This is a genomic window from Porifericola rhodea, assembly GCF_030506305.1.
Classification (GTDB): domain Bacteria; phylum Bacteroidota; class Bacteroidia; order Cytophagales; family Cyclobacteriaceae; genus Catalinimonas; species Catalinimonas rhodea.
Window position 1 is genome coordinate 5,313,410 of record NZ_CP119421.1, and the last position, 26,453, is coordinate 5,339,862.

24 protein-coding genes are annotated in these 26,453 nt (G+C 42.3%); 14 read left to right on the forward strand and 10 right to left on the reverse strand.

Annotated elements, in window-relative coordinates; translation table 11 throughout:
• Positions 1-11: 11 nt before the first annotated feature.
• The 4 genes from hemN to PZB74_RS21860 all read left to right on the forward strand — a co-directional run bounded on the left by hemN (position 12) and on the right by PZB74_RS21860 (position 3,865).
• Positions 12-1,367 carry an oxygen-independent coproporphyrinogen III oxidase gene (hemN, locus tag PZB74_RS21845; protein WP_302239498.1) on the forward strand — a complete coding sequence of 452 codons (1,356 nt, stop codon included), beginning with the start codon at positions 12-14 and terminating at the stop codon, positions 1,365-1,367.
• An 85-nt stretch (positions 1,368-1,452) separates the two neighbouring features.
• On the forward strand, positions 1,453-1,788 hold the full coding sequence (locus tag PZB74_RS21850; protein WP_302239499.1) for a DUF6787 family protein: 336 nt from the start codon (positions 1,453-1,455) through the stop codon (positions 1,786-1,788).
• Between the two features lie 168 nt (positions 1,789-1,956).
• Positions 1,957-3,147 (forward strand): aspartate aminotransferase family protein, encoded by a 1,191-nt coding sequence (locus tag PZB74_RS21855; protein ID WP_302242854.1) that lies wholly within the window; start codon positions 1,957-1,959, stop codon positions 3,145-3,147.
• A gap of 85 nt (positions 3,148-3,232) precedes the next feature.
• Positions 3,233-3,865 carry an HAD-IA family hydrolase gene (locus PZB74_RS21860; protein WP_302239501.1) on the forward strand — a complete coding sequence of 211 codons (633 nt, stop codon included), beginning with the start codon at positions 3,233-3,235 and terminating at the stop codon, positions 3,863-3,865.
• Here the strand turns inward: PZB74_RS21860 and msrB are convergent.
• Positions 3,862-4,488, reverse strand: a complete 627-nt coding sequence (msrB, locus tag PZB74_RS21865) for a peptide-methionine (R)-S-oxide reductase MsrB (RefSeq protein WP_302239502.1) — start codon at positions 4,486-4,488, stop codon at positions 3,862-3,864. The genes PZB74_RS21860 and msrB overlap by 4 nt on opposite strands.
• Before the next feature lie 49 nt (positions 4,489-4,537).
• On the reverse strand, positions 4,538-5,179 hold the full coding sequence (locus PZB74_RS21870) for a hypothetical protein (RefSeq protein WP_302239504.1): 642 nt from the start codon (positions 5,177-5,179) through the stop codon (positions 4,538-4,540).
• Positions 5,180-5,375: 196 nt separating this feature from the next.
• On the opposite strand from PZB74_RS21870, the gene PZB74_RS21875 reads away from it, so the two are divergent.
• Positions 5,376-5,897: an MOSC domain-containing protein gene (locus PZB74_RS21875; protein WP_302239506.1), complete on the forward strand. Its 522-nt coding sequence runs from the start codon at positions 5,376-5,378 to the stop codon at positions 5,895-5,897.
• Positions 5,898-5,992: 95 nt separating this feature from the next.
• Positions 5,993-6,805: a PIG-L deacetylase family protein gene (locus tag PZB74_RS21880; RefSeq protein WP_302239508.1), complete on the forward strand. Its 813-nt coding sequence runs from the start codon at positions 5,993-5,995 to the stop codon at positions 6,803-6,805.
• Here PZB74_RS21880 and PZB74_RS21885 read toward each other — a convergent pair.
• Positions 6,795-7,757 (reverse strand): nucleoside hydrolase, encoded by a 963-nt coding sequence (locus PZB74_RS21885; RefSeq protein WP_302239511.1) that lies wholly within the window; start codon positions 7,755-7,757, stop codon positions 6,795-6,797. The genes PZB74_RS21880 and PZB74_RS21885 overlap by 11 nt on opposite strands.
• Before the next feature lie 88 nt (positions 7,758-7,845).
• Here PZB74_RS21885 and PZB74_RS21890 point away from each other — a divergent pair, with 88 nt between their 5' ends.
• The gene (locus PZB74_RS21890) at positions 7,846-8,256 is read left to right on the forward strand and encodes a GNAT family N-acetyltransferase (protein ID WP_302239514.1); all 411 of its coding nucleotides are present in this window, start codon (positions 7,846-7,848) and stop codon (positions 8,254-8,256) included.
• Between the two features lie 20 nt (positions 8,257-8,276).
• Here the strand turns inward: PZB74_RS21890 and PZB74_RS21895 are convergent, their stop codons facing one another.
• Positions 8,277-8,807 carry a CPBP family intramembrane glutamic endopeptidase gene (locus PZB74_RS21895; protein WP_302239516.1) on the reverse strand — a complete coding sequence of 177 codons (531 nt, stop codon included), beginning with the start codon at positions 8,805-8,807 and terminating at the stop codon, positions 8,277-8,279.
• Positions 8,808-9,200: 393 nt separating this feature from the next.
• Between PZB74_RS21895 and PZB74_RS21900 the strand changes: the two genes are divergently transcribed.
• Both PZB74_RS21900 and PZB74_RS21905 read left to right on the forward strand, forming a co-directional pair.
• Entirely contained in the window at positions 9,201-9,593 is a 393-nt protein-coding gene (locus tag PZB74_RS21900) for a Dabb family protein (protein ID WP_302239518.1), read from the forward strand.
• A gap of 114 nt (positions 9,594-9,707) precedes the next feature.
• Positions 9,708-10,541, forward strand: coding sequence for a 3-keto-disaccharide hydrolase (locus PZB74_RS21905; protein WP_302239519.1), 834 nt, complete (start codon positions 9,708-9,710; stop codon positions 10,539-10,541).
• Here the strand turns inward: PZB74_RS21905 and PZB74_RS21910 are convergent.
• Both PZB74_RS21910 and PZB74_RS21915 read right to left on the reverse strand, forming a co-directional pair.
• Positions 10,524-10,724 (reverse strand): hypothetical protein, encoded by a 201-nt coding sequence (locus PZB74_RS21910; protein WP_302239521.1) that lies wholly within the window; start codon positions 10,722-10,724, stop codon positions 10,524-10,526. The genes PZB74_RS21905 and PZB74_RS21910 overlap by 18 nt on opposite strands.
• A 47-nt stretch (positions 10,725-10,771) precedes the next feature.
• Positions 10,772-10,906, reverse strand: coding sequence for a hypothetical protein (locus PZB74_RS21915; protein WP_302239523.1), 135 nt, complete (start codon positions 10,904-10,906; stop codon positions 10,772-10,774).
• Between the two features lie 409 nt (positions 10,907-11,315).
• Here PZB74_RS21915 and PZB74_RS21920 point away from each other — a divergent pair, with 409 nt between their 5' ends.
• Positions 11,316-12,293 carry an NAD(P)-dependent alcohol dehydrogenase gene (locus PZB74_RS21920; protein WP_302239524.1) on the forward strand — a complete coding sequence of 326 codons (978 nt, stop codon included), beginning with the start codon at positions 11,316-11,318 and terminating at the stop codon, positions 12,291-12,293.
• An 11-nt stretch (positions 12,294-12,304) separates the two neighbouring features.
• Here PZB74_RS21920 and PZB74_RS21925 read toward each other — a convergent pair whose 3' ends face one another.
• The 3 genes from PZB74_RS21925 to PZB74_RS21935 form a co-directional block, all read right to left on the reverse strand.
• Positions 12,305-12,949: a Crp/Fnr family transcriptional regulator gene (locus PZB74_RS21925; protein WP_302239526.1), complete on the reverse strand. Its 645-nt coding sequence runs from the start codon at positions 12,947-12,949 to the stop codon at positions 12,305-12,307.
• Positions 12,950-13,191: 242 nt separating this feature from the next.
• On the reverse strand, positions 13,192-14,469 hold the full coding sequence (locus PZB74_RS21930) for an NAD(P)/FAD-dependent oxidoreductase (protein WP_302239528.1): 1,278 nt from the start codon (positions 14,467-14,469) through the stop codon (positions 13,192-13,194).
• 69 nt (positions 14,470-14,538) lie between these two features.
• Positions 14,539-15,450, reverse strand: coding sequence for an AraC family transcriptional regulator (locus tag PZB74_RS21935; protein ID WP_302239530.1), 912 nt, complete (start codon positions 15,448-15,450; stop codon positions 14,539-14,541).
• A gap of 119 nt (positions 15,451-15,569) precedes the next feature.
• Here PZB74_RS21935 and exaC point away from each other — a divergent pair, with 119 nt between their 5' ends.
• A complete protein-coding gene (gene exaC, locus PZB74_RS21940; RefSeq protein WP_302239532.1) occupies positions 15,570-17,069 on the forward strand; it encodes an acetaldehyde dehydrogenase ExaC in 1,500 nt (499 codons plus the stop codon).
• Positions 17,070-17,161: 92 nt separating this feature from the next.
• Entirely contained in the window at positions 17,162-17,554 is a 393-nt protein-coding gene (locus PZB74_RS21945) for a DUF779 domain-containing protein (protein WP_302239534.1), read from the forward strand.
• 92 nt (positions 17,555-17,646) lie between these two features.
• Here PZB74_RS21945 and PZB74_RS21950 read toward each other — a convergent pair whose 3' ends face one another.
• The gene (locus PZB74_RS21950; protein WP_302239535.1) at positions 17,647-21,306 is read right to left on the reverse strand and encodes a S8 family serine peptidase; all 3,660 of its coding nucleotides are present in this window, start codon (positions 21,304-21,306) and stop codon (positions 17,647-17,649) included.
• Between the two features lie 473 nt (positions 21,307-21,779).
• On the opposite strand from PZB74_RS21950, the gene PZB74_RS21955 reads away from it, so the two are divergent.
• Both PZB74_RS21955 and PZB74_RS21960 read left to right on the forward strand, forming a co-directional pair.
• On the forward strand, positions 21,780-24,977 hold the full coding sequence (locus PZB74_RS21955; RefSeq protein ID WP_302239536.1) for a DUF1553 domain-containing protein: 3,198 nt from the start codon (positions 21,780-21,782) through the stop codon (positions 24,975-24,977).
• 21 nt (positions 24,978-24,998) lie between these two features.
• On the forward strand, positions 24,999-26,453 hold the full coding sequence (locus tag PZB74_RS21960) for a DUF1501 domain-containing protein (RefSeq protein WP_302239537.1): 1,455 nt from the start codon (positions 24,999-25,001) through the stop codon (positions 26,451-26,453).

Consider the following 26,453-nt stretch of genomic DNA (forward strand, 5'->3'; position numbering starts at 1 on the left):
ACATTAATTTCATGAATACTGCGTTAATCCATAAATATAATGTACCCGGCCCTCGCTATACCAGCTACCCTACTGTACCCTACTGGGATCAGTCAGCACCAGAAGAAGAGGTATGGAAAGCTCAGGTAAAAGCGACTTACGAAGGAAGTAAAAAAGATGGGCTTAGTATCTACATACATCTGCCCTACTGCGAAAGTTTATGTACCTATTGTGGTTGCAATACCAGAATCACCGTCAATCATACGGTAGAATCGCCGTACATCAACACACTACTTAAAGAATGGGAGCTGTATTGTAATTTGTTGGGCGAGGCTCCTTTAATTAAGGAGATACACCTGGGAGGAGGCACACCTACCTTTTTTAGTCCGGAAAACCTGAAGTATCTGATCAATACTATACTGGCAAAGGGAAAGGTTTGTCCGGAGACTGAAATGAGTTTTGAAGCACACCCCAACAACACTCGCAAAGAGCATATGCAAGCTCTCTACACATTGGGTTTTCGTCGGATGAGCCTGGGCATACAGGATTTTGATGAGGCTGTACAGCGAAAAGTAAATCGTATTCAAACTTTTGAGCAGATAAAAAAGGTAAGTACAATTGCCAGAGAAATTGGCTACACTTCTATCAACTTTGATCTGATCTATGGACTTCCACTACAAACTGAAACCAGTGTAAGGGATACCATAGAGAAAACAGCCCTTTTGAGACCCGACCGTATTGCCTTTTACAGCTATGCTCATGTACCCTGGCTCAAACCTGCCCAAAAAAGTTATGAGCAAGACCTACCTTCTCACCATTTAAAAAGAAAACTATACGAAACCGGCAAAGCACTGCTGGTAGATAAAGGTTATTACGAAATTGGCATGGATCACTTCGCACATCAGAATGATAGCCTTTACAAGGCAAGCCAAAATAAAAGTCTGCACCGTAATTTTATGGGCTACTGCACTGCTGCTACTCAACTGCTGATTGGCCTGGGCGCTTCATCTATCAGTGATACCTGGACAGCCTTCGGACAAAATATGAAAAGTGTAGAAGCTTATATGCAGCAGGTAGAAGAAGGCAGGTTTCCCATTTACCGGGGGCATATTCTTAATCAGGAAGACCTAATAATTCGTCGGCACATACTTAACCTCATGTGTCAGCAGCAGACCCACTGGAAAGGTGCAGAAGCACCTGCCTCGCTATTTGCAGAGCTAAAAGAGCGCCTACATGAGCTTATAGAAGATAAAATTGTTAGTCTGGAAAAACATTCTCTTAAAATTTCTGAAGAGGGCAAACCTTTTTTGAGAAATGTTTGTATGGCATTAGACGCTCGTATGTGGAAACACAAGCCAAAAACAGCCTTGTTTAGTAATACCATTTAAGCAATTACTACAAAATTTATCAATAGCTTTTTTCTCCGTCTTTATCTGATTAGTTTTGGCGGTGAATTTTGAAAAGGAAACTCTTATGAAAGAAGAAGCACTGCCTAATAAAACAGGCTTCCTAGCAAAGCTTCAGGAAAAGTGGGAATTGAATAGCATCTATCAGGTATTTATTGTCCTTCTTGTATTTTCTCTTACCGGTAGCACGGTGGTAATGGTTCGCAAAATCTTTTTTGAATGGATAGGCTTTGACGAAACTACCAGCATGTGGCTTAAGACCGTTACGTACATCGCTTTTGTAATGCCTGCCTACCAGATTTTGCTTTTGGTATATGGCTTTTTGTTCGGGCAGTTTTCTTTCTTCTGGAATAAGGAGAAAAAAATGGTTTCCAGAATGAAAAAAGTCTTTGTCCGTAAATAAAATTTCGCAACCACTGCTTACTACTTAACTACTTATTCTTCAGTACTACCCTGGCTCACAACAGTATTTACACTCAAATGAATTATTAAGTTAATTCTTGAGTTCCCACCTAAAACCTTAAATTTGTACAAAAATAGTGATTGAATGGGAGGAAGTATCACGAGCAATATTTCGCAAAGGCAACTTTTTTTAGACCATCTGGCACAGACTACACACTTTCCTTTAATGTTGGAAATTGAGCGTGCGGAAGGTATATACATGTACAGCCCTGATGGCAAACGTTATCTGGATCTTATCTCTGGTATTGGCGTAAGCAACCTGGGCCATCGCCATCCAAAAGTGGTGCGGGCAGTTAAAGAGCAGGTAGATCAGTACATGCACGTAATGGTGTATGGCGAATTTGTACAGTCACCTCAGGTGCAGCTCGCCGAAGCCTTAGCAAAAACGCTACCCTCTCCCCTTAATAGCTGTTACCTCGTTAACTCTGGTAGTGAGGCTGTAGAAGGCGCTCTCAAACTGGCCAAACGCTTCACTGGTCGCCATGAGCTAATTTCCTGCGTAGATGCTTATCATGGTTCTACACAGGGCTCACTCTCAGTATGTGGTAACGAAGGGTTTAAACAGGCTTACCGTCCGCTACTTCCCGGAGTTCAGCACATACGTTTTGGCAATTATGATGATTTAGAACACATTAGCGAACGTACTGCAGCTGTCATTATAGAAACCGTTCAGGGAGAGGCAGGCGTAAGAGTGGCTAAGAAAGACTACTTTCAGATTTTAAGAGAACGCTGTTACCAAACTGGTACACTGCTCATACTGGATGAGATACAGGCAGGCTTTGGTCGTACTGGCAAATTCTGGGCCTTTGAACACTACGGCATTGTTCCTGATATACTGGTCTCTGCCAAAGGTATGGGTGGAGGCATGCCTATCGGAGCATTTATGTCATCACCTGAAATAATGGGTACACTGCGTGAAAACCCAATACTAGGACACATCTCTACATTTGGTGGACATCCGGTAAGTGCGGCAGCTTCATTGGCTACCCTCCAGACCATACAGGAAGAAAAACTATACAAACAGGCTGATCATAAAGCCGGGCTTTTCAAAAAACTCCTCCGACATCCTAAAATCAAAGAGATTCGCCACAAAGGTTTAATGATGGCAGTAGCGTTTGAATCTTTTGAAGTACTCAAACCGATTATTGATCGTGCTATTGAGCTGGGGGTAGTAACCGACTGGTTCCTTTATTGCGATAATGCAATGCGTATTGCTCCTCCCCTGATTATCACAGACGAAGAAATAGAAGAAGCCTGCGATATTATTCTAAGAGCGATAGAGGAGGTCAACCTTAAATAGACTTCTCTATACTACTCACGCTTAACATCTGTTTGCATGAATATATGAACTTTGGAAAAGTCATTACAGCTTAATAAAAGCCCAGATGTTAAACTCTAAAACTACTCTTCTCTTTGATTTTGACGGTACTATTGCCGACTCCCTGCACCGTTTGCTGCAAATTAGTAATAGCTTTGCCGAAGAGTACGGCTTTCAGAAGATTGAGGAAAAAGACATACCACTATTCAGAACAAAATCTACCCTGGAGGCTTTTCGTGAGCTGAATGTTCCCTTACTTAAAGTACCAGTTATCGCAGCTAAAGTAAAAAAAGCTTTTCAGCAGGAGGTACACCTCTCTCGCCCTTTCCCTCAAATGAAAGAAGTTTTAGAGCAGCTAAGTCTGGTTTTTTGCCTGGGCATACTTACTTCTAACTCGGAACATAATGTCGGGCAGTTTTTAAAAACGCATAAGCTCAACCACTTTGATTTTATCTATACTTCCAGCAATCTTTTTGGTAAGAGTAGAAGCTTACGCAGAATCATGAGAGAGAAAGCCATTAAAATGAGTGAGATAGTGTATATCGGGGATGAGATGCGCGATATAGAAGCCGCTAAAAATATAGGCATGGACATGATTGCTGTGAGCTGGGGAGCGCATACAGAAAAGGTCTTAGCAACGCTAAAGCCTACGTACATTGTCCATAAACCTAGTGAACTGCTTACCTTATTGCAAGCTTAAAGCTCTGGCTTTTCTTCAGGATGTTTCTCCAGATATTCTTTTACCAAAGCAGGTAGTTTATCTCCTTTAGCTACAAACAACATGGCATCACCGTTCATGCAATACCTTAGCCCTGTTGGCTTTGGACCATCAGGAAACACATGTCCCAGATGAGAGCCACTGCTACTATCCAGCACCTCTATACGTGTCATACCATAGGTATTATCTTCTTTTAATACCACAGCTTTTTCGCTGATAGGCTGGGTAAAGCTAGGCCATCCTGTACCAGATTCAAACTTGGTAGATGTTGTAAACAAAGGCTGACCAGTTGCGGCAGAATAAAACACTCCCGCTTCTTTAATTTTATTCAGAGGGCTGGAAAAAGCTCGCTCCGTTCCTGCTTCTCTTAAGATGTAAAACTCATCTTCGCTTAGCTTATCTTTCCACTCAGAATCAGAAAACTCATATTCGTAGCCGCTTTTCATCTCAGACGCCCAGATACCAATATACTTCACTCCTCCTTTAGTATGAGCAGCCGTTTCTTCACGATCAGCATTCTGCGACTGGCTGGGCTGGCTATTACTGCTACAAGCAAATCCGACGAAAGCGGATAAAACTATTAGGTATGATATTACTTTTTTCATACTATAAATACCGATTTGTTACTCAAAAAGTTTGTCAATCCCCTGACAATCAATTTTTGTCTTCAGACTTTTTAAAAAGCTCACTTACACCTATACGCTCCCAAAAGCTCTGGTCTTCCTTCTCTTTTTTTCGTTTTTCACGCTCCTTCTGCCTTTCTTTTTTTCTTTTGGCTCTTTCCTTCTTGCGTTTACGCTTTTCTCGCTTTTTTACCCTTTGCTTTTTGGTATCCTTTCCTATGATATAGCGTACTGAGACCGCTGTGCCAGCCTCAAACCAGTCCTCGTGCAAAATATGGTAAGCTGGCTTAAAGTCGGCGGAGACTGTTAAAGGCATAAAGGGTAATTTCACCTCCATACCTACCATAGCATCTATACCCAGTACCGGCCCAAATTCTTTTAGCCCACCCAGGTGGCCACCGCCTCCCAGATATACATTAAGACCTCTACCCAAAACCGGATAGTGCTTTACCAGCATTAACGTACCTACCAGTTCACGTTCTCCGGCAGTCATCAAACCTTCTACAGCCAAAGTTTTAAAAATACGCTGCTTCATGCTGATGCCGTATTTCTCATTACCAAAACGTAAACCCACAGCTGTGCTATACTTTTGCGCCTCTGCCTGCCAGCTCAGGAGTAAAGCAAAAATGATTATTCCTACACCTTGTTTCATAAACATATCCCTAAAACGCATACTTTACCTGCTTATTCTATGCCTCAACAATTGGGGCACTTCCATTTCAGACAATTTTTAAGCCTATTTGTTAAACTGGAAGATATTTAACTAGTAGAAATTAGCATAACCCACATTTTTTAAAAAATGCTACTACTTTTATCCGTACAAAGCTCGCTTAGGTATTCAGAATTTTAGAGACTAAATGATACTCAATATGAGAAAAGAAGGTGTCACTATAAAAGACTTAATAAATACCCTGCCACAGGTAGGTAAGGTACAATGGATAAGCATAAGAGCAGAAAGAGGCAGCAAGCCAGAAGAAATGGAAGAAGTATATGCCAATACTGAGCACGGTCTGGAGGGTGATCATTATGGTGGGGGGGCCAATGGCAAACGGCAAGTCACCTTTATCAATGAAGAACATCTAAAATCTGTGGCCTCATTTTTAGGTAAAGAAGTACTGGACCCTGGGCTGCTCAGAAGAAATATTATGGTGAGTGGAATTAACCTGTTAGCGCTAAAAGACCAGCAGTTTCAGGTGGGTGAGGCTGTACTGGAAATGACTGGACTGTGCCACCCGTGTTCGCGTATGGAACAAAACCTGGGAGAAGGTGGCTACAATGCTATGCGGGGCCATGGTGGGATTACGGCACGCATTCTAAAAAGCGGAAAAATAAAACAGGGAGATACTATAAAACTAATTTCACAGCAAGAAAAGAATGATTCAGAAGCATAATAATTTTAGGAAAAGCTGCTTTAGCGTTTGCACCCATTAATCATTTATGTTTATTTATATATTTAATCTTTACAACTCAACAACCTACTAATCAAATGAATATTCTTTTTATTGGCGCTCACCCTGACGACTGTGAAGTATATGGAGGAGGCACTGCGGCACTTTTTACGGCTCTCGGCCATCATGTTAAATTTATTTCTGTTACCAACGGTGATGCCGGCCACCACGAAATGCAAGGCACAGAACTGGTAGACTGTAGAAGTAAAGAAAGTGTAGCTGCCTCTCAGATACTTAATGTCTCTTATGAGATTATGGATAACCGAGACGGACAGCTAGAGCCCAGCCTGCACAACCGTAGCCGTATTATCCGTCGCATTAGAAGCTGGCGTGCAGATATTGTGATCACACACCGCCCTAATGACTACCACCCCGACCACCGATATACCAGCCAGTTGGTGCAAGATGCAGCCTATATGGTAATGGTACCAAATATAGCTCCCGGGGTTGCCCCTCTCCGTAAAAATCCGCTCTTTTTATATTTTCAGGATCATTTTCAGAAACCTTACCCCTTCCGTCCAGATATTGCGGTAAATATTGATGACGTTTTTGAGCAAAAAATTAAAGCTCTGGATGCACACAGTTCACAGTTTTACGATTGGCTACCGTGGATAGAAGGCAAAACCAAAGAGGTGCCAAAAGGAGAGTCAGAACGTCTGGAATGGCTAAAAGAACAGTGGCCCAGCACCCCAAATGAAGAGGTAAAAAAAGCCCTGGCACGCTGGTATGGAGAGGCCAAGGCTAAAGAAATTAAACGTGCGGAAGCATTTGAAATAAGCGAATACGGCAGAAAAGTAACTGATGAGGACATCAGAGAACTTTTTCAGATGCTGCCAGCTACTACTTCCTGACGAAATTTTTACGTGATTGTGCCAATAGGTAGTTATAAAACTCATCTTTGCTGGCGTCCGTAACTACATTTACCCAGCTTCCTGATCCGGGTTTGGCAATAGTTTCACCCTGGTTAGGTAGCTTCTGAGCAATCTCCAGCTCCATCTTTTCTACCGTAAAAATATCTTTTCTGGTAACTACCGCTGCTGCCAGTACATCCCACATATGATACAGATAGTCATACCCGGGGATAGTGTTTACAGTAATAGCCCAGCAGAATGAAGCCATATAAGACACATCATACTCATGCTGAGAAGCCATTTGCTCCAGAAAGTCAAAGGTAACTGGTACGTGGTTAGTAGCGTCCAGAGGTACTATGGTTAGTGGTAGGTTCTGTTCTATAAGCCATTGCGCTCCGGCGGGATCCCAGTATACATTCCACTCTGCGGAGCCATTGTGAGTATAGGTTCGCACATTACCGTGCACGTCTACAGCTCCGGCCATCCACACTATTTCACTAATTTTATCTTTTATGGCAGGTTCTTTTCGTAATGCGTTTACAAAAGTGGTACAGGGTCCTGTCATCAGGTAAGACACCGGCTCTTCGCATTGCATCAACTGAGAGATGATAAAGTCACTGGCTTCCAACTCACTTAATGGTGAGTGTACGCTCTTCATATTCAAGAGCTGGGGAAAAGCATTGATAATTTGCGGCTGTGCTCTCCATACATCAGGAAAAGGGTTCATACCTCTTGCCTGGCTGATAGCTACCCCTACCGGCCTGGGCATCATCAGGTCTATAAACTTACGAGACGATTCAGCAGCAGAATCGGCATAGCAGTCAGCAGGAGTTACGCTAACTCCTATCAGGTCTACTTCTTCCATAGTTAATACCAGCAGTAGGGCCAGCAGGTCGTCTACCCCACCATCATGGTCTAAAAATACTTTTTTTCTGGGCTGCGAATTGCTCATAGCTATAAGAGTTAATGATTCAGTTAAATGTATTTGTACTCGCTAAACTTATAGTGCCAAAACTAGTACATTTACCATAAAAAAACTTATGGCAGTACAGCTTTCCGAAGATCGTAACCCTGATAGAGAAAAAGTGTTAGAACTTTACCGAGCAAACCAATGGAGTGCGGCGGATAAGCCAGAAGCACTATACCAGGCTTTAACGCACTCTCATAGCCTCATTACTGCCTGGGAAGGTAAGCGGTTACTAGGGCTGGGAAACGCCATTTCTGATGGGCACTTAGTGGTGTACTTTCCTCATCTTTTAGTTCACCCTGACTTTCAGGGCAAAGGTATAGGCAAAATGATTATGCAGCGTATGGAGGAGAAATATGCTCATTTACACATGCAAATGCTTACTGCAGATCGTGCTTCAGTCAACTTCTACCAAAAGTGTGGATTCCAAAAAGCTGGTGACACGCTACCGATGTGGAAGTACCAGGGAAAAGAGCATGGTTGATACAGTTCTGCTATTTTCTTTCATCCAAGAATCCGATAGAAAATGAAGTAATTCATGCTCAGGTTAAATGCAGCATGAGCCAGCACAGCTCCCCAAATAGAGCCACTTTGTACTCTTGCTTTGTAGAAGAGTAAACAGCTCACAAATAAAGCCACAGCCCAGACTATTGCGGGCAATGGCAAAAATGACCATTCCCCCTGATGGTATACAAACCCAAAGTGTGCGAGGTGTACCAGGCTAAAGGCAAGGCTATCTAAAACACTGGCAGCTGTTGCCCCAGAGTTTAACGCAAAGTTTTCATGGATGAAACCACGATAGAAAAACTCCTCTCCAATTGGACTAAACAACATGCTGCTTATTGAGAAAATGATAAAAAAAGTAAAGCGCGTCTGAGTGTCCATACCCGCTGGCAGCCCCTGATAGCTGTGGGAAATATATACTAATGCATTGCTAAGAGTATGTCCATACCAGTAAAACATCAACCCATATAGCAGGCCACATATGATAAACCCATATAGAAAGCCTATGAGCATTCCTTTCCAGCTATCCACTTTCTTAAGACCGACCTTTCTTCTACCTGAGGATTTAAGTAATATTAGTGGTATACTTACTAAGAAGAGAAAATAATAACTCAGCCACTGATAGCTTGTCTGTATATTAGCTTCTATAACCAACTACACTCTCAGGCTGCTGAGCAACAATAGAACAATTAACGCCAGCTGCCAGCCGGGCTTCAGGTAGCGACGAAATAGTGGGCGAAAATCTTCTTGAGTCAGCTGTTGCATGCTTCTCACAAGATAATTTTTTTGAAACTGTAAAGGTAGTCTTCGCCTTACTTTCGTGGGTAGCACTTACACTTTTTCTGATTACTGCCCAAAGGCTTTTAGCATTATCAGCAAAAAGTAATAAATTGCTTACTGCTTAAACCTAACGCTACAAACCTTATGAAAAAAATTGCTATTACCCTTTCAATTATTCTGGCTATTTCTGCCAGCTCATTTGTAATCAATATGCAACAACAAGAAGAATCTCTCCGCCACGTGGTGGTTTTTAAGTACAAAGAAGGTGCTTCTAAAGCAGACATCAAAAAAGTGACAGATGCCTTCCGTGATCTACAAAACAAAATACCCGGAATCACTTCTTTTGAATATGGAATAAACAATAGTCCTGAAGGTAAAGACCAGGGTTTTACTCATGTTTATACGCTTACTTTTGAAGATGCTGAAGCTCGTGATGTATATCTCCCTCACCCTGAGCATAAGAAATTTGGTGAGCTTTTAGGTTCATTAAACGTGCTGGAAGATGCTTTTGTAGTAGACTACCACCCTATGGACTAAGTATCTGAAAGCTTAAGTCTACTGATATAAACAAATTTTAATGATGATGTCATGCTACAACCGGGCATGACATTTCTTTTGGCTAATACATCTAAACAAAACAGATTTATACTCATGAAAAGCCTAGCGATATTACTAAGCAGCTTATTCTTTTTGTATGCCTGTAGTCCTGCCGAGCAAGGCAGCAAGGAAAACAGTACTACCTCAGAAAGCAGCACTACTGAAGATCAGGTACAGGAAGAAGAGTGGATACAACTTTTTAACGGCAAAGACCTTAGTGGCTGGCGTGTAAAAATCAGAGGATACGAATTAGACGAAAACTTTGGCAATACTTTTCGTGTAGAAGATGGCCTGATGAAAGTTCGTTACGATCAGTACGATGATTTTGCGCAGCAGTACGGTCACATCTTTTACGAAAAGCCCTACTCCAGTTATAAATTCAGAGTAGAGTACCGCTTTGTAGGTGAACAGGCTCCTAATGGCGAAGGCTGGGCCTGGCGCAATAGTGGTATTATGGTACATGGGCAGTCTCCAGAAAGCATGGGTAAAGATCAGGATTTCCCTATTTCTATTGAAGTACAGTTGTTAGGCGGCCCTGAGGAGGGTGAGCGCACGACTTGCAACCTTTGTACACCTGGTACCAATGTAGTAATGGATGGAGAGCTGGTTACTGATCATTGCATTAGCTCTAACTCTAAAACCTACCCCGGCGACCAGTGGGTAACTGCTGAAGTAGTAGTACTGGCTGACTCAGTTATTCACCATTTGGTAAATGGCGACACTGTACTAAGTTACCAGCAGCCTCAAATGGGTGGCGGCACAGTAAGCGGCCATGATGAAAGCCTGAAAATTGAAGGTCAATTATTAAAAGAGGGCTATATTTCTTTGCAGAGCGAAAGCCATCCGGTAGACTTCCGTAAAGTAGAAATTTTACCTCTGGAAGATTAAGCAATACTTAAAGGTCGCTGCGTTGAGCGACCTTTCTTTTTTCCAGCCTACAGATTTTTTTAGTATCTCTGAGTTTTGCTGATAGTACTTTTCCAGAGTTAATGGCTTTATGCCTAGCAAATGCTCCACAATCAGACTGTTAATAGCATTTTCGCCCCTTCCTTTACTTACATCTGAATTCATCCGGGCTTCCAGCGTCCAATCTACCAGGTTAAATTTCTTTCTCCAGGCTAAGCCAGACTCATAATCTTCTTTTTCAAATGTATTTTTTTACCACTTAATCGCGAGAGCATGCCTGCCAGTTCGCTCATACTGTAAAGCGAAACAATTAATGCTTTTTCTATACCTTCAAATGCCTTATCCACAGAGGCTGTATTTTCATCATCACCCTCCACCTCATCTACCCCTCTAGTTTAGGAGCTTTGGCTTTATCTCGTTCCAAAACGCAGTTGCTCGCCCTGTCTATGCAATAGTTGTAATATAATGCTACCTAACTTTCCGATAGCCCCTGTAATAAGCATCATCTGATAACCCTATTAGTGTAAAAATATATACAACAAAAGATGCAGTATGCTGCCTTAGGTTGGTTCACAGCGATTTGTTAACAGATAATACAATACCTCAATGCTCTACAAGATTTAAGTCAGTCTCTAGCTCATCTGCTTACAAAAACATCTATCTCCTTCTTTCTTAACTTAAGTCAATGCGCTGCCAAGACCTACCTTCTAGCTTTGTGTATATACTTTAATTCTGAAACTATAAACACAATTTATTATGAGAGCAGTTTATTGCACACAATACGGGTCACCTTCTGTACTGGATGTACGTAGTGTAGAATGCCCTTTACCTAAAGCCCACGAAATATTAGTTAAAGTGCATGCCGCCAGTATTACCACCGCCGATGCCATGATGAGACAAGGTAGCCCACGCTATGCACGTCTTTTTTTAGGTTTTAAGCGTCCTCGGAGGCCTATTACCGGTACCGGATTTGCCGGTACAGTTGTAGCAGTTGGCAAAAATGTAAGTCAGTTTGAAGTAGGCAGTCATGTGTTTGGAGAAACTACAACTAACTTTGGCGCTCATGCAGAATATGTTTGTGTACCAGAAAATGGAGTAGTACTCTCTTTACCTAGTTTTCTCAGTTATGAAGAAGGAGCTTTAATGTGTGATGGGCCCGTTACTTCGCTTAACTTTCTAAAAAATCTGGCAGAACTTAAGGCTGGGCAACACATTTTAATAAATGGTGCGTCGGGCAGTTTGGGCATGGCCGCTATCCAAATTGCCAAACATATGGGAGCTGAAGTAACCGGAGTCTGTAGTAGAAGAAATTTAAACGAAATTATTGAGCTTGGAGCAGACCGGGTTATAAACTATCAGGAGACAGATTTTACTAGCCAGAAGCAGCAGTATGATGTAGTCTACGATACAGTAGGCAAAAGCTCATACGCTCAGTGTAAAGCTATACTAAAGCCTAATGGTAGATATGTTTCTCCGGTTCTCAATATGAAATTGCTTTACTATAGCCTAACTACTAAAGCTGGTAATGGAAAAAGTGCCAAATTTACCGCTACCGGTCTCAGCCCGGTTCATGAGTTAAAGAAACTTATAATTGAATTACTGGAAATGATTCGCCAGCAGCAGTTGAAGGTCTATATTGACCGAGCATATGAGATTAACCAGATTGTAGAGGCGCATGAGTATATAGACAGCGGCCACAAAAGAGGAAACATTGTTTTAAAGCTTAGTGCCTGAACAATTAGGTGCTAGGTCTGCTTATGTAACCTTTTTCTAATTCTGCTCAAGGATTCAGCTGTAATGCCTATATAGCTTGCCAACTGATGCTGAGGTATGCGTTGCAATAGTTCAGGACGATCTTCCAGCATTTGCAAATACCTTTGTTCGGGAGATGACACCATAAAGCGGGCAAAGTCGTCCTGGGCTTTGCCTGTATTTCTTTCTACTTCCTGCCGGATGATAGATTCCAGCCGAGGAATTCTTTGGCACATCTCTTTTTCTATTTGCTGATTACCTACGGTGAGCACACAGTCTTCTGCACATATCAGGTAATGACGTGAAGGCTGTTGATTGGTGTAGCTGCTAAAAGAGTTTACAGCCTGGCCTTCGGTATAAAAAGCGGTAGACTTCTCTTCACCGTCAATTAGGTAGAACTCGCGCACACAGCCCTTCAGCACAAAGTAGCACTTATCAGCTACCTGCCCTTCTTCCAGCAAGTAAGCTCCCTTTTTAAAGCTTTTTACCAGGGTATTATCCATAATCAGATCTATCTCTTCCGGGCTGAGTACCTGAAAGCCAGACACATAGTCAAGCAGTTCTTTTTTAAATATGATTTCATCTGAGATGCCTGTAGCATTGGGCTGTACTGCTGAGGGTGCACCGGAGTTGCTCATCGTAAAATTATTATGGTAAGAAAATCAGGCTATATATTGCTACGCTAAAGATAAGGATTTACTAAGCCTTAAATCAAGTGCACATAATTAGCTTCACCATTAATTTTAAGCTAATGAGGTTTTCAGGCCCAATCATAGCTTTAGTAATCAAGCTAAAATGATTAAAACTAGTTATAAACCCATTATGCTGGCTATTACGCTATCTTCAAAAAAAAAGGAAGCTATTCGCTCCCTCATGACATCTAGTGGGCAGATAATAAATCTTCGCGAATTACATCTGCAGCTATACGCCCAGACCGCATAGCCGCGTTAAGCGAGCCATTGAGCAAATAATCTCCGGCTGCATACAAGCCTTCTTTCAGTTTTACCTGCTCGGCGATAGCCTCATGGGCAACACTATCCTGATTAGGAAGTGCGTAGTTGATGCGATAGGTACGAAGATGCTCCCAGCTATCGGTCTGTTTTCCAAACCACTCAGAAAGCTCATCTTTTACATTGAGTATCAGTTCTTCGTCACTTGCTTTCTGATAGCCGTTAATAGAAGCTGAAATCAAGTGTTTACCTTCAGGAGCATAATGTGCAGACGCCTGACTCATCACACAAACATTGTTTACCAATTTATCTCCAGCAGCATTTAACGCTAAAACCGGCTTCTTGATGGGGGATGTATCTGCACTAAAATAAAGATTGGTGGTACTATGGTATTGAGTATTGCGTTTATCCTGCTCCAGATACTTCTTTACGTAACCCAGAGGGTCAGTAGCCAGTAAAATCACTCTCGCAGAATATGTTTCACCAGTCTCGGTAGTCACTTCTGAGCCACTAATGCTGCTGACTTTACGATTACATAGTATATGCTCCTCTCCTATCTTTTCTGCCAACTGACTGGGAATCTCCTCCATGCCATGAGCAGGTATTGCTGCTTCTCCCTCGGTAAACATCTTGAAAACAAAGTCAAACTCCCGACGAGAGGTTGTTAAACCATCTTCCAGAAAAATACCTGCCATAAAAGGCTGAAAGAAATGCCTGAGCATTCGCTCACTAAATCCATATTCCTGTATTGCTGCCAGCGTACTTTTTTCGGGCTGCATAAATATTTCCTCTACGCTCATTTTACGGAGCTTTTGAGCCAGTGATAGCACCTTGAGTTTATCTCCCAAAGTACCTACTTTAGAAAAAAGTGTTTTAAAAGCTATTGAAGGTTCACGGAGAGGGTCTCCAATCTCAAAGGATTGCTGGTGTTTGTAGACTAAGGCACCCGGTAAAAAAGTTTTCAGCTCAAGAGCATCGTAATCCAGCAAGGCTTTAGCTTCGGGGTAGGCAGTCAGAAACACCTGAAACCCACGGTCTAGCAGAAAACCTTCATGCTTATCAGTTTTTACTCTTCCTCCTACTCTGCCTTCCGCTTCTAATATTTTTACTCTATAGCCATAACGTTTGAGGTATGTAGCGGCACTTAGCCCGGCAAGGCCCGCTCCTATAATCAGTATATCGGTATCGCTATTTGCTTCCTGAGACATTGCTGTACTTTGGTTGGTTAGTGTTATGCTAATATAAAGACCAAAGCACGGAAAGGCGCCAGTTGTTTTCTAAAAATGAGACTTTTGGTACTGCTTAGGCGTACAGCCATAATAATTTTTGAAAGAACGAATAAAATGAGAAGTGCTGTTATAGCCTACTGCATAACACACATCACTTACTGCCTTTTGCTCTGATAACAATAACTGCCTGGCAATCTGCATTCGCTTTTTATTGACAAAATCTACCGGGGATACGCCCAGCACTTTTTTAAAGTAACGATGAAAGGTAGGTTTACTCATGCATGCTCTGGCAGCGAGCTCTTCTACACTAAGGTCGTCCTGTATATGCTCCATAATATAGTCTACCACTAGTTGCAGACGGGGCATGGCCCCTCCCTTCTTGTGCATTAGAATATGACGAGCTTTAGTCTGCATCATCAGCAGTATTAACTCCTGTAATGTATGCTGAATTAGCAATTTGCGAGCTGCATGATCCATTGGCTGGGTGTAATAGCTGCATACTCTTAATATAGCATCATTGATGCGGCTATCCGCTACACTCTCACACTGTAAGCTTTCGTCCAGGTAAAGCTCACTGGATAGTTCATTATTTAACTCCTCCTGTAGCTGCCCTAGTGTATCACGAATAAGCTGATGACCTATCTCTAAGGTCAGGCAACGAGTGGGTGTTTCAGGACAGGCATCGGGAAAGTCTATCTGAACCAATTCATGAGGTGCCATAACCAAAGACTCTCCGGGGCAAAACTCAAAAGTATGTTCTACTTCTTTCTCATCCTCATGTATTACTTTTTTACCGCTGAGCATAAAAAGCAGTACCGGGTTATCCAAATGCCCATAACTGATTAGCTCTGCTTTCTGGTATGTTTCATAAAGACAGAGTTCTGCGTACTCACCACTATATACCTTACGGTTTTCAATAATCTGTTCAGGTTTAATCTTTTCCAGCAGCTGATCACACATAACTTCTTCATTAATACGGCTTGATACAAATTAGCTACTTTTTGATAGTTTATCAATATTAATTAGAAATGTAAATGCACATTATTGAATTAGTATTTACAACCTAAAATTTTATAAAAATGATACATGAGAAACCTGCTTTTAAAGAGATGTATGATAATTTTATTGGAGGAAAATTCGTGCCGCCAGTAAAGGGAAACTACTTTGAAAACATCTCTCCGGTAGATGGCAAGCCTTTTACAAAAATTGCTCGCTCTACCAAAGAAGACGTAGAATTAGCACTAGACGCGGCTCATGAAGCAAAAGACTACTGGAATAATGCCTCTGCTACTGAGAGAAGTCGTGTGCTGTTAAAGATTGCTGACATTATGGAAGACAATCTGGAGTTGCTGGCTGCAGCAGACACCTGGGATAATGGAAAAGCAATACGCGAAACGTTAGCAGCAGACCTACCGCTGGCGATAGATCATTACCGCTATTTTGCCGGAGTAATACGAGCAGAGGAAGGCTCTGTTGCTGAGCTGGACTCCAATACTGTATCGTACAACATAAATGAGCCTCTGGGAGTTGTTGGGCAAATTATCCCCTGGAACTTCCCTCTTCTGATGGCCGCTTGGAAAATTGCACCAGCATTAGCAGCGGGCAACTGCACAGTAGTAAAACCTGCTGAACAAACCCCTGCCAGTATAATGGTGATGATGGAGCTAATACAAGACGTAGTACCTGCCGGAGTACTCAATGTAGTGAATGGATTTGGTCCAGAAGCGGGTAAGCCCCTGGCCTCCTCTCCTCGTGTAAACAAGGTAGCTTTTACCGGAGAAACCACCACTGGGCGACTTATTATGCAATATGCATCTGAAAACATTGTACCTGTAACTCTGGAGTTAGGCGGTAAGTCACCCAATGTGTTCTTTAAAAGTGTTATGGATGAAGAAGATGAGTTTTTGGATAAATGTATAGAAGGTGCGGTAATGTTTGCCCTCAATCAGGGTGAAGTATGTACCTGTCCGTCCAGAATACTGATAGAAGAGTCTATCTACGATGCTTTTATTGAGCGTGTGATAGCTCGCACTAAAGATATTAAGGTAGGCAATCCGCTGGACACTGAGACCATGATGGGTGCTCAGGCCTCAAACGATCAGTACGAGAAAATCCTTTCATACATGAACATTGGTAAAGAAGAAGGAGCAGAAGTGCTCGCTGGTGGCGATGCATTTAAAATGAGTGGCGACTACAACGGAGGCTATTATATTCAACCCACTTTGTTTAAGGGCCATAACAAGATGAGAGTTTTTCAGGAAGAAATATTTGGGCCTGTTTGCTCGGTAACTACTTTTAAAGATCAGGCCGAAGCCATTAGCATCTCTAATGAAACACTTTATGGTTTAGGTGCTGGGGTCTGGACTCGCAATATGCACGAAGCTTATCAGACTGCACGCCAGATACAAGCAGGTAGAGTTTGGGTCAACTGCTATCACGATTATCCGGCTCATGCACCTTTCGGAGGTTATAAAAAATCAGGTATCGGTAGAGAAAATCATAAGATGATGCTAAACCACTACCGACAGAATAAGAACATGCTGGTCTCTTATGATAAAAATCCTAAAGGTTTTTTCTAGCAGGTTTAATTATAAACGTTTAGCGAATGCAGTAAATCAAGCTCAGTGTTGGGCTTGATTTATTGTTTGTTGATCACTTTAAATAAATTATCATGTCTGATACTACCGCAACTCAAAAACAATATGTGCCCAGGGTACTTATAAGCGATGATGCCCGTAAAATTATAGATGATCTTAGAGACATACACGGTGAACTGATGTTTCATCAAAGTGGAGGCTGCTGCGATGGCTCTTCACCCATGTGCTACCCAGCAGATGAGTTTAAAACTGGAGATAGTGACATCTACCTGGGAGACATTTATGGCTGCAAGTTTTATATCTCTCGCGACCAGTTTGAGTACTGGAAACATACTCAGCTTACAGTAGATGTTACTCCGGGCAGAGGCTCCAGCTTTTCTTTAGAAATACCAATGGGAATCCGGTTTATTATACGCTCCCGCCTGTTTACTGAAGAAGAACTAAAGCACCTATTTCCTGTACATTGAAAAAAGTGAAATGAAATACATTGCAGTCCGAACATAAAAAAAGGGTACCTACCTAGGCACCCATTTTTCGTGTTCGACTATATATTAACTATTTACTCTACCTTTCTGCGAATCGGGAAAGTTTGTATGTCTCCCTGATCCGATGTTACTCTCACATAGAAGATTTTTGCATTCCTAAGGTGACTATCCAGTTTGCGTAAATCTATGTTAACAACTTCCAGCTTATCTACTTCCTGCTCACTGAGCTTACGCCCAATGTTATCTATAATAGCATAATAATTTATCCTGGCTGTGGGGTGCTTAATTTCCAGGTTCAAATCATAAGCTACCGGATTAGGATATGCAAGTATTTGAACTTCTGTATCTTGCTCATCAATACTGTTGATCACCTCAAATACTATAGTGTTGGCTTCACCGCTTACCCCTTTCAAGCCTTTGGCACTATAAGGAATAGCAGTAAGCTCATACCTACCAACTTCAAGCTCAAAAGGACGATAATTGTTTCCACTATTGCCTCCTATAGCATATGGAGCTGAATTTTCAATGGCAACTCGCTCTCCATTCAGCAGAAACTCCACACTTCCTACATCTTCAGGGTCATCTACCATTGCCTCTATATTAATCGGAGGTAGTTCAGCTAAATCCAGCGTAGCTCCATTTTCCAGCGGACCTATCGCTACATCATTGGCGGCATCCCACAATTGAAAAGCAGTAACAGTAAAATTATTTTCAAGAATAAGGGTTCTGCTTAGAGGAATCCCTATAGTACCTAATGCGTTGTCCATGCTAAAAGGTACTGCTGTGACTGTATACTCTCCCGGAGGTAAGTCTAAAGCCATGTAATCGCCATTTACCTCATCACCTAAGCTAAATGGTGCTTCATTATCAACACTAAACACTTCGCCATTTACTCTAAACTCTACACTACCTACCTCATTGTCATTTACATCGGCACGAATATTTACATTAGGAAAAATATCCAAAGGAACGATCAGGCCATTACCTATGCTGATAAGGTCTTCATCTGTATCGCTGTTTACAAGTACCAATGATAGCACTTCCTGCACCTCTACTACACTAAAGTTAACTACAAGCTTGGTACCCATATCTCCTTCTTGCAGAGCTTCAGTGTAAGGAACTACTTCCAGAGTATATAGGCCGGGCTCTAAGTCAAAAGGATTGATATCGCCCCTATTATCACCAGCAATGGCATAAGGAGCCACATTTTCGCTTTGTACCAAATCTCCATTGAGATAAAAGGCAATACTACCCATAAAGTCTTCAAACTCAGGTTTAGCCACAATGCTAAAGTTAGGTGTGGTCTTCAGGTTTATTTCATCACCATCAGTAAGTTCTGCCACCTCTTCATCAGTATCTGTATTCACTAATACCAGACTTGCTACTGGAGATTGAGTAACTTCAAAAGATACTGTTAGGGCATACCCTTTATCACCTTCGGCCAAGTCTTCAGTAAATGGAGTTGCAGTGAGTGTATATTTACCAATACCTAAAGACCCTTTTCTATAATCTCCATTCTGGTCACCAAAAAGAGCGAAAGGCTCTTTATTTTCAACCTGTATAAGATCATCGGCTCCGCTTAGCTCAAACATGACGCTTTCCGCTTTGGATCTACCATCAATTACTTCAGCTACTATATTGAATGCACCACCTTCTATCTGGGATAGTTCTATTCTATCTCCTAGCTCACCAATCACTTCATCAGTAGAAGCATTTACTAATTTAAGAGATACTACAGTGGGTAAGGAAGACACGGTGGCAATAGCCTTTTTAGCATTTACAAAACCAGCTCCTGTTTTAAAATCATACCCTTCATCAAACTCTGCAGTAGCAGGATCATCCAGGTCAGTAGCAGTCTCCATAAGCACGTTATTGATATGCATGGCATCCAGGCGCTCTCCGTTCATTTCATTCATAAGTGCAGCTACCGCCGCCACATGAGGAGCAGAAGCGGAAGTGCCCGTAAATTGTGGAAACTCATCTGGCTCAGTAGTACCCGGAACTTCAAACCCAATAAATAAACCTGGTATGAAGAAGGTAGTATTACCCGCATCTGGCCCAGTAAAATCAGGATTGTTCCGAACAAGAGGCTCAATTCTATTGCCCTCGGTATCAAAAAGTATGGGCGTACCTCCCAACGATGAATAGTCATTGATTGCCGGAAGCGGATATATCTCGGGAAAGTATAGAGGGTTTCTGAAAAAGAATGACGCACCTACGGACTGTGTATATTCTCCATTAGAGTGCCCCACTACAGTAGAAGAAAAAGTAGGATCGTCCACAATGGTACCTCCATCAAAACTGATATACTTGATGATGTTAGGGTCAGGACCCTGTCCTGCTTCGCCATCTACATATTTCCCTATCAGAAGATATAAACTGATAGGCTCAGCATTGGAAAAACCAACAGAGACAATTTCAAAAGGATCACTGTCTATATTGCCGAAATAAGAGGATAAGTTATACAATATAGTCTCGGTATCCTCTTCCAGTGCAATAAATACATCCAGATCTGAGCGGGAGCCAGGGCAGGCTTCGCAAACTGAGGCAAAAGGCTCATCCCATTGAAATGATATAGTGAAACTATTGCTACCAGGAGCAAAAGAGATTTCCTGAAATATGTCTTCACCTGGCCCCGGGTCAAAGTCATGAAATACATAAGTGGATGGTTCAATGACAGTGCCCTCTTCTGATTCAAACTCTACCGGAAGTACAATTTCATTGGCTACAGGACGAAAAGGAGCCTCGTAAGAATCATGGCCCGAATTACCAGCAGAAGAAAAGTATGACACATTTTTGGAAGCTACATAATCTACTGCCTGAGTTATAATTCCATCCTGGAAGAAAGGCTCCGCAAAATAGAAAACATCATCTACAATAACATCAGCCCCCTCATCGGCAAGCTCCATAATACCCTCAGCAAAACTGGCCTGGCCCAGAAAAGCTGTATGAAAAGCAAGTTCTGCTCCCGGAGCCACATCATGAATAATTTCCATCATCGCACGCCCTTCGTCTATTCCTTCTCCGGGCAATAGATCTTCTAACACCTGTATAGGATGAAAATACCCATTTGGATTTGCTGTACCGGGTAAGTCTCCACTTTTAATACCTGCTTCCGCACCGCCCAAAGTGTTGTAGCTATCAGAGAGCACACCAATTTTATTACCAGCCCCGGTAATTCTAAAGGTGCTTTTGGCATCGTCAGAAAACATCACCTGATCTCCCTGAGAGGTTGTAGCCCCAATATTAGTTTTTAGGTAAGTAGGGCGAGCAAATTTAAGTTGTTTCAAAGCGCTAAGTTTATCAACCTGCTCAATAGGTAAGAGGCCGGATACCATGCCACCAAAAACAGATTCATTTTTGATACCGAGCTGCTTCATTTCAGAGCGAAGTTGATTGACATCGTCAACAGCTATTGCCTCCATTGCTACATAGCCATCCAGCACCAAAGTTTTGATACTATTGCTAAAGGGCTGTAGATCTGTCTGAGCAGAACTAATGGTCTTTTGGGTACGTGCAGCCGGACCAGGAGAGGGCAATTGTAAAGAGGGTGCCGTGGGTAATTGTAGAGGTGTAGGGCTTAAAGAAGTACTTTGTGTGAGTTCTAATAAGGCAGGGTCTACCTTGGTGTGTAAACGCTTCTTAGATTGAGCTTGAGATTTTTGAGTGTTACCCACAATCAAAATCATCACAAGCCCAAGCAAAGCTAAGGAATGCAAATAGAATTTCCTCATAATGTTTGGTTAGGTTAATAGTAAAAGTTATTTCTTTCAAAATACTAATTTTTCAAAAATTATCACGAAAAAAGCTATTTTATTATTGAAATAAATAATTAATTATGAATTTTTAAACAATATTCTATATTTATAGTTAACAGAAACATCTTAAAATAATCCTTTATAACATTATTTTATTATTGAATTCTGCACCTTCATACATAGAATAATTCTATTTGACATATAGACCATTTACCTGCGTATCCTGGTCAACCAACCTTTAAATTTAAGCACTAACACTTAATTTTATACTTAGTGGTAAAATTACATTCGTTTATCGGTTTAGTTACACCTTGTGCATAACTGTGCCACGTATGAGAATAATTTTTATAAACGCTCACCTGTCAGTTGTCATATGTTTAATTTTTAGTAAAGTAGCTTATACGGCCAAATTTCAATATATTACTTATTGAATTTTCAGCTACTGTACAATGAATCTAAAACTACTCAGCTTATTTTTTTTGGCACTTTTATGTCTGTATAGCTGTCAGAATAAATCTACTCTTGAGCAGCGAACTATTAGCTTTAATTACGACATTAAGCCCATACTCTCAGACCGTTGTTTTGCCTGCCATGGGCCTGATGCCAACAAAAGGGAAGCCGACCTCAGACTTGATACCCCGGAAGGAGCATACGCTGCTTTAGCAGAAAATCCGGGTCACTTTGCTATTGTACCTGGTGATGCGGACGATAGCGAGATTTTTCTTAGAATAACTTCTGATGATCCTGAGTTAAAAATGCCTCCCCCTGAATCTAATCTGAGCATTAGTGAGCAAGAGGTAGCGCTGATACGTGCATGGATAGAAGAAGGAGCCAAATACGAAGCACATTGGTCGTTTATCCCACCTACAAAAACAGCCCTACCAGAGGTACAGAATGCCAATTGGCCTAAAAATGAAATTGACCACTTTGTGCTTGCTCAACTTGAAGAAAAGCAATGGACACCAACCGAAGAAGCTGAAAAAGCTACCCTTTTGCGTCGGCTTAGCTTTGACCTAAGCGGCCTACCCCCGACAGTAACTGAAGTCAACAATTTTGTAGCTGATACCACTTCTGAGGCCTACGAAAAGGCGGTAGACCAGCTTCTAGCTTCTGAGCGCTATGGCGAACGCATGGCTTCTGAGTGGCTGGATGTTGCCCGTTATGCGGATAGTCACGGTTACCAAGATGATGGAATGCGCAATATGTGGCCCTGGCGCGATTGGGTCATTCAGGCCTTTAACAAAAACTTACCCTATGATAATTTTATACTCTGGCAGCTAGCTGGTGATATGCTTCCCGATGCTGATAAGGAGCAGGTGCTAGCTACCGGTTTCAACCGTAATCACTTACAAAGCCAGGAAGGGGGTATAGTAGACGAAGAATACCGGGTAGAATATGTAGCTGACCGTACCAATACACTAGGCAAGGCCTTTCTGGGGCTCACCCTGGAATGTGCTCGCTGCCACGACCATAAGTATGACCCAATCTCTCAAAAAGAATATTTTGAGATGTTTGCCTTTTTTAACAATGTAAATGAAGCCGGTCAAATTCCATATATGGGCGAAGCCAGCCCTACTCTTATTCTTACTACAGAAGAAGCTGAAGCTCAACTCAAGTTTATTGAAAAAAATCTAGAAGAGCTGGAAAAGAAGATTTCGCCTGAGAATTACAAGCAGGATTTTAAGAATTGGAAGAAAGACCTACATAAAGACACGGCCGTAAAGATCAGCAAAGCACTTGGGCACTACCCACTGGATAAGCTAAGTGGTGAGAAATTTAACAATCTGGCAGATAACCGCCACCCTGCCAGTATGCGTGTAAAGCAGAAAGGTCAGGAACCTGAAATTACTGAGGGGCGCCTCGGAAAGGGGCTTAGGCTCATGGGAGACAGTTATGTAGACATGGGTGAACAGATTGGCTACTTTGACCGTCACCAGCCTTTTTCTATCAGCATATGGTATAAGCCCCTCAAAGATAGTCTGGAAGGCCCTCTTTTTTCACGCTCCGGTGGCTTGTTCAATGGTAACCGTGGCTACGACTTTATGCTTCTTGCTGACGGAAAAATTTCTGTGAGCCTTAACCATACCTACCCTGCTAACGGAATAGAAGTACAGTCTGACATTACACTTTCTAAAAATCAATGGCATCACCTTGTGATCACTTACGATGGTTCCAGTAAAGCAAAAGGAGTTCACGTATATGCCAATGGTCAAAAATTAGCGCTGCGAGTAATGAGCGATAATTTGAAGCAAAGCATCATCTATTATGGTAAATATAAAAAGGGCTGGGGAGGTTCAGGAAATTTACAGATAGGAAAGCGGTTTGAGGAGACGCTGGATGGTGCAGTAGTAGATGAGTTTATGGTGTTTGATTCTCGCTTGAGCGAATTAGAAGTGCGTAAGCTTTACGATAACTCAACGAGCCTCAAGTCTGTTTTATCTGATAAGGACGAACAGCTACTTTTTGATTATTATCTGCATCTTTTTAACAAAGAATACCAGCTCAACCTACAGGAGCTTACCGCTGCACGTGAAAAGGAAAATGAGCTGCTTACTGAGCAACCAGAAGTGATGGTAATGCAGGAACGCAGACATCCACGCAAAACTTATCTGCTCAACCGTGGAGCTTATGATGCCCCTACGCAAGAAGTACAACCTAATACGCCTGAGGTAATTATGCCTTTTCCTGAAGATATACCTAAAAACAGGCTGGGGCTTGCCCAGTGGCTCATTCATGAAGACAATCCGCTTACGGCCAGGGTAGCAGTGAACCGGTATTGGCAAATGCTATTTGGCAGAGGTCTGGTTAACACCTCTGATGACTATGGCAATCAGGGTGAGTTACCTACGCATCCTGAGTTATTGGATTGGCTAGCGGTTGACTTCAGAGAATCTGGCTGGGATGTAAAAGCGCTACTAAAAAAAATGGTGATGTCTGCTACTTATCGTCAGTCATCGGTTCCTGTTCAGGAACTTTTAGAACAGGATAGTGAAAATGTATGGCTGGCACGTGGCCCCAGCTACCGTATGCCTGCCGAAATGATCAGAGATAATGTTTTAGCAGCTAGTGGACTTATGGCAGATAGCATTGGCGGCCCCAGCGTAAAACCTTATCAACCACCCGGCTTATGGAAAGAGCTGGCCACCAGAAATGCGACCGTTTATGAGCAAGATAGTGGACAGAACCTGTACCGACGCGGGCTTTACACCATCTGGAAGCGTAGCTCTCCTCCTCCTTCTATGATCAGCTTTGACGCTTCAGAAAAATACCTTTGTGTGGTAAAAAGGCAAAAGACCAGTACGCCGCTACAGGCGCTGGTACTACTCAATGATCCTCAGTATGTAGAAGCGGCTCGTATCTTAGCCGAGCGCATGGCCACCGAAGGGGGAACAGCTACTGAAACGCAGATCTCATATGGCTTTCAGGCACTTACAAGTCGGCGGCCAGGCAAGCAAGAACTCAGCTTGCTAAAACAGTTATACGAAGAAGAACATCAGGTTTTTCAATCAGATCCTCAAAGTGCCGATAGTCTGCTACAGGTAGGTGACTACCCTGTTAATGCTGAACTTGATAAACCAAAACTGGCAGCGCTGACTATAGTAGCCAGCACCTTAGTAAACTATGATGAAGCCATTTTTAAAAGATAAACAACCTAACAGACTTGCAATATGAGCGACTATTGTCAGCACGATATAGTATCCAGAAGAGAGTTTCTAAGTAAGTCTACACTTGGTATAGGTAGTGTGGCTTTAGCCTCTTTACTTAATCCTCTTAAAGGAGTAGCAAGCGTACCTGATGGGGGTGTCAATAATGGTTTGCTAAAGCAATTACATTTTGCCCCTAAAGCTAAAAGGGTGATTTACCTTTTTCAAAGTGGTGGTCCCTCCCAAATGGAATTGTTTGACTATAAACCATTACTTAACAAGCGGAAAGGAGAAGAGCTTCCAGATTCGGTGCGAGGTGGACAAAGACTGACCGGGATGACATCACATCAGAAATCTTTTCCTATGGCAGGCTCTATATTTGATTTTAAACAGCATGGGCAAAGTGGAGCCTGGGTAAGCGAACTTATGCCTCATACCGCTAGTATTGCTGATGAACTATGTTTTGTTAAATCTATGTATACTGAGGCCATTAACCATGACCCGGCAATTACATTCTTTCAGACAGGCTCGCAGCAAAATGGACGCCCCTCTATAGGTTCATGGGTAAGTTGGGGACTGGGCAGCGACAACCAAAACCTCCCTTCCTTTTGTGTACTTCTTTCTCGCGGACGAGAAGGCGACCAGCCATTGTATGCCAAACTTTGGGGTAGTGGTTTTCTACCCTCTTTGCACCAGGGAGTACAGTTCCGCTCGGGTAAAGATCCGGTACTCTACCTCAATGATCCTCCGGGTATTAAAAAGAACAGTCGCCGACGCATGCTGGATTACCTGAAAGAGCTTCATCAGATTCAATATGAAAAAGTAAAAGACCCTGAAATATCTTCACGTATTGCTCAGTACGAGATGGCTTACAGAATGCAGACCTCCGTTCCGGAAACGATGGATATTGCCAAAGAACCAGACTATATCTACGATATGTATGGACCAGAGTCCCGAATTCCAGGCACTTATTCGGCCAACTGTCTACTGGCTCGCAGGCTGATTGAGAGAGACGTTAAGTTTGTACAGCTTTACCATCAGGGGTGGGATCAGCACGGAAACCTGCCTAATGACATCAAAATTCAATGCAAAAGTACTGATCAGGCATCTGCTGCCTTAATCATGGACCTGAAACAACGTGGCTTACTGGAAGATAGTCTGGTTATCTGGGGTGGTGAATTTGGGCGTACGAACTACTCACAGGGTAGATTAACAGAGGATAATTATGGTCGCGACCATCACCCTCGCTGCTTTACCATATGGATGGCCGGAGGGGGTGTTAAAAAAGGTTTATCTTATGGCAGCACCTGCGATTTTGGATATAATATAGCGGAAAATCCGGTTCATGTACACGATTTTCAGGCTACTTTAATGTACCTAATGGGAGTAGACCACGAAAAGCTGACTTTTAAACACCAGGGTAGAAGATTTCGCCTGACCGATGTACACGGAGAGGTTGTACACGACCTGCTTGCTTAG

Bases quoted from the DNA above. Each gene is read 5' to 3' on its own strand.
- PZB74_RS21880 (WP_302239508.1), top strand. From the start codon at position 5,993: ATGAATATTCTTTTTATTGGCGCTCACCCTGACGACTGTGAAGTATAT.
- PZB74_RS21960 (WP_302239537.1), top strand. From the start codon at position 24,999: ATGAGCGACTATTGTCAGCACGATATAGTATCCAGAAGAGAGTTTCTA.
- PZB74_RS21920 (WP_302239524.1), top strand. From the start codon at position 11,316: ATGAGAGCAGTTTATTGCACACAATACGGGTCACCTTCTGTACTGGAT.
- PZB74_RS21930 (WP_302239528.1), bottom strand. From the start codon at position 14,469: ATGTCTCAGGAAGCAAATAGCGATACCGATATACTGATTATAGGAGCG.
- PZB74_RS21910 (WP_302239521.1), bottom strand. From the start codon at position 10,724: ATGAATTCAGATGTAAGTAAAGGAAGGGGCGAAAATGCTATTAACAGT.
- msrB (WP_302239502.1), bottom strand. From the start codon at position 4,488: ATGAAAAAAGTAATATCATACCTAATAGTTTTATCCGCTTTCGTCGGA.
- PZB74_RS21925 (WP_302239526.1), bottom strand. From the start codon at position 12,949: ATGAGCAACTCCGGTGCACCCTCAGCAGTACAGCCCAATGCTACAGGC.
- PZB74_RS21950 (WP_302239535.1), bottom strand. From the start codon at position 21,306: ATGAGGAAATTCTATTTGCATTCCTTAGCTTTGCTTGGGCTTGTGATG.
- PZB74_RS21905 (WP_302239519.1), top strand. From the start codon at position 9,708: ATGAAAAGCCTAGCGATATTACTAAGCAGCTTATTCTTTTTGTATGCC.
- PZB74_RS21955 (WP_302239536.1), top strand. From the start codon at position 21,780: ATGAATCTAAAACTACTCAGCTTATTTTTTTTGGCACTTTTATGTCTG.
- PZB74_RS21870 (WP_302239504.1), bottom strand. From the start codon at position 5,179: ATGCGTTTTAGGGATATGTTTATGAAACAAGGTGTAGGAATAATCATT.
- hemN (WP_302239498.1), top strand. From the start codon at position 12: ATGAATACTGCGTTAATCCATAAATATAATGTACCCGGCCCTCGCTAT.
- PZB74_RS21885 (WP_302239511.1), bottom strand. From the start codon at position 7,757: ATGAGCAATTCGCAGCCCAGAAAAAAAGTATTTTTAGACCATGATGGT.
- PZB74_RS21890 (WP_302239514.1), top strand. From the start codon at position 7,846: ATGGCAGTACAGCTTTCCGAAGATCGTAACCCTGATAGAGAAAAAGTG.
- PZB74_RS21900 (WP_302239518.1), top strand. From the start codon at position 9,201: ATGAAAAAAATTGCTATTACCCTTTCAATTATTCTGGCTATTTCTGCC.
- PZB74_RS21935 (WP_302239530.1), bottom strand. From the start codon at position 15,450: ATGTGTGATCAGCTGCTGGAAAAGATTAAACCTGAACAGATTATTGAA.
- PZB74_RS21875 (WP_302239506.1), top strand. From the start codon at position 5,376: ATGAGAAAAGAAGGTGTCACTATAAAAGACTTAATAAATACCCTGCCA.
- PZB74_RS21850 (WP_302239499.1), top strand. From the start codon at position 1,453: ATGAAAGAAGAAGCACTGCCTAATAAAACAGGCTTCCTAGCAAAGCTT.
- PZB74_RS21945 (WP_302239534.1), top strand. From the start codon at position 17,162: ATGTCTGATACTACCGCAACTCAAAAACAATATGTGCCCAGGGTACTT.
- PZB74_RS21860 (WP_302239501.1), top strand. From the start codon at position 3,233: ATGTTAAACTCTAAAACTACTCTTCTCTTTGATTTTGACGGTACTATT.
- exaC (WP_302239532.1), top strand. From the start codon at position 15,570: ATGATACATGAGAAACCTGCTTTTAAAGAGATGTATGATAATTTTATT.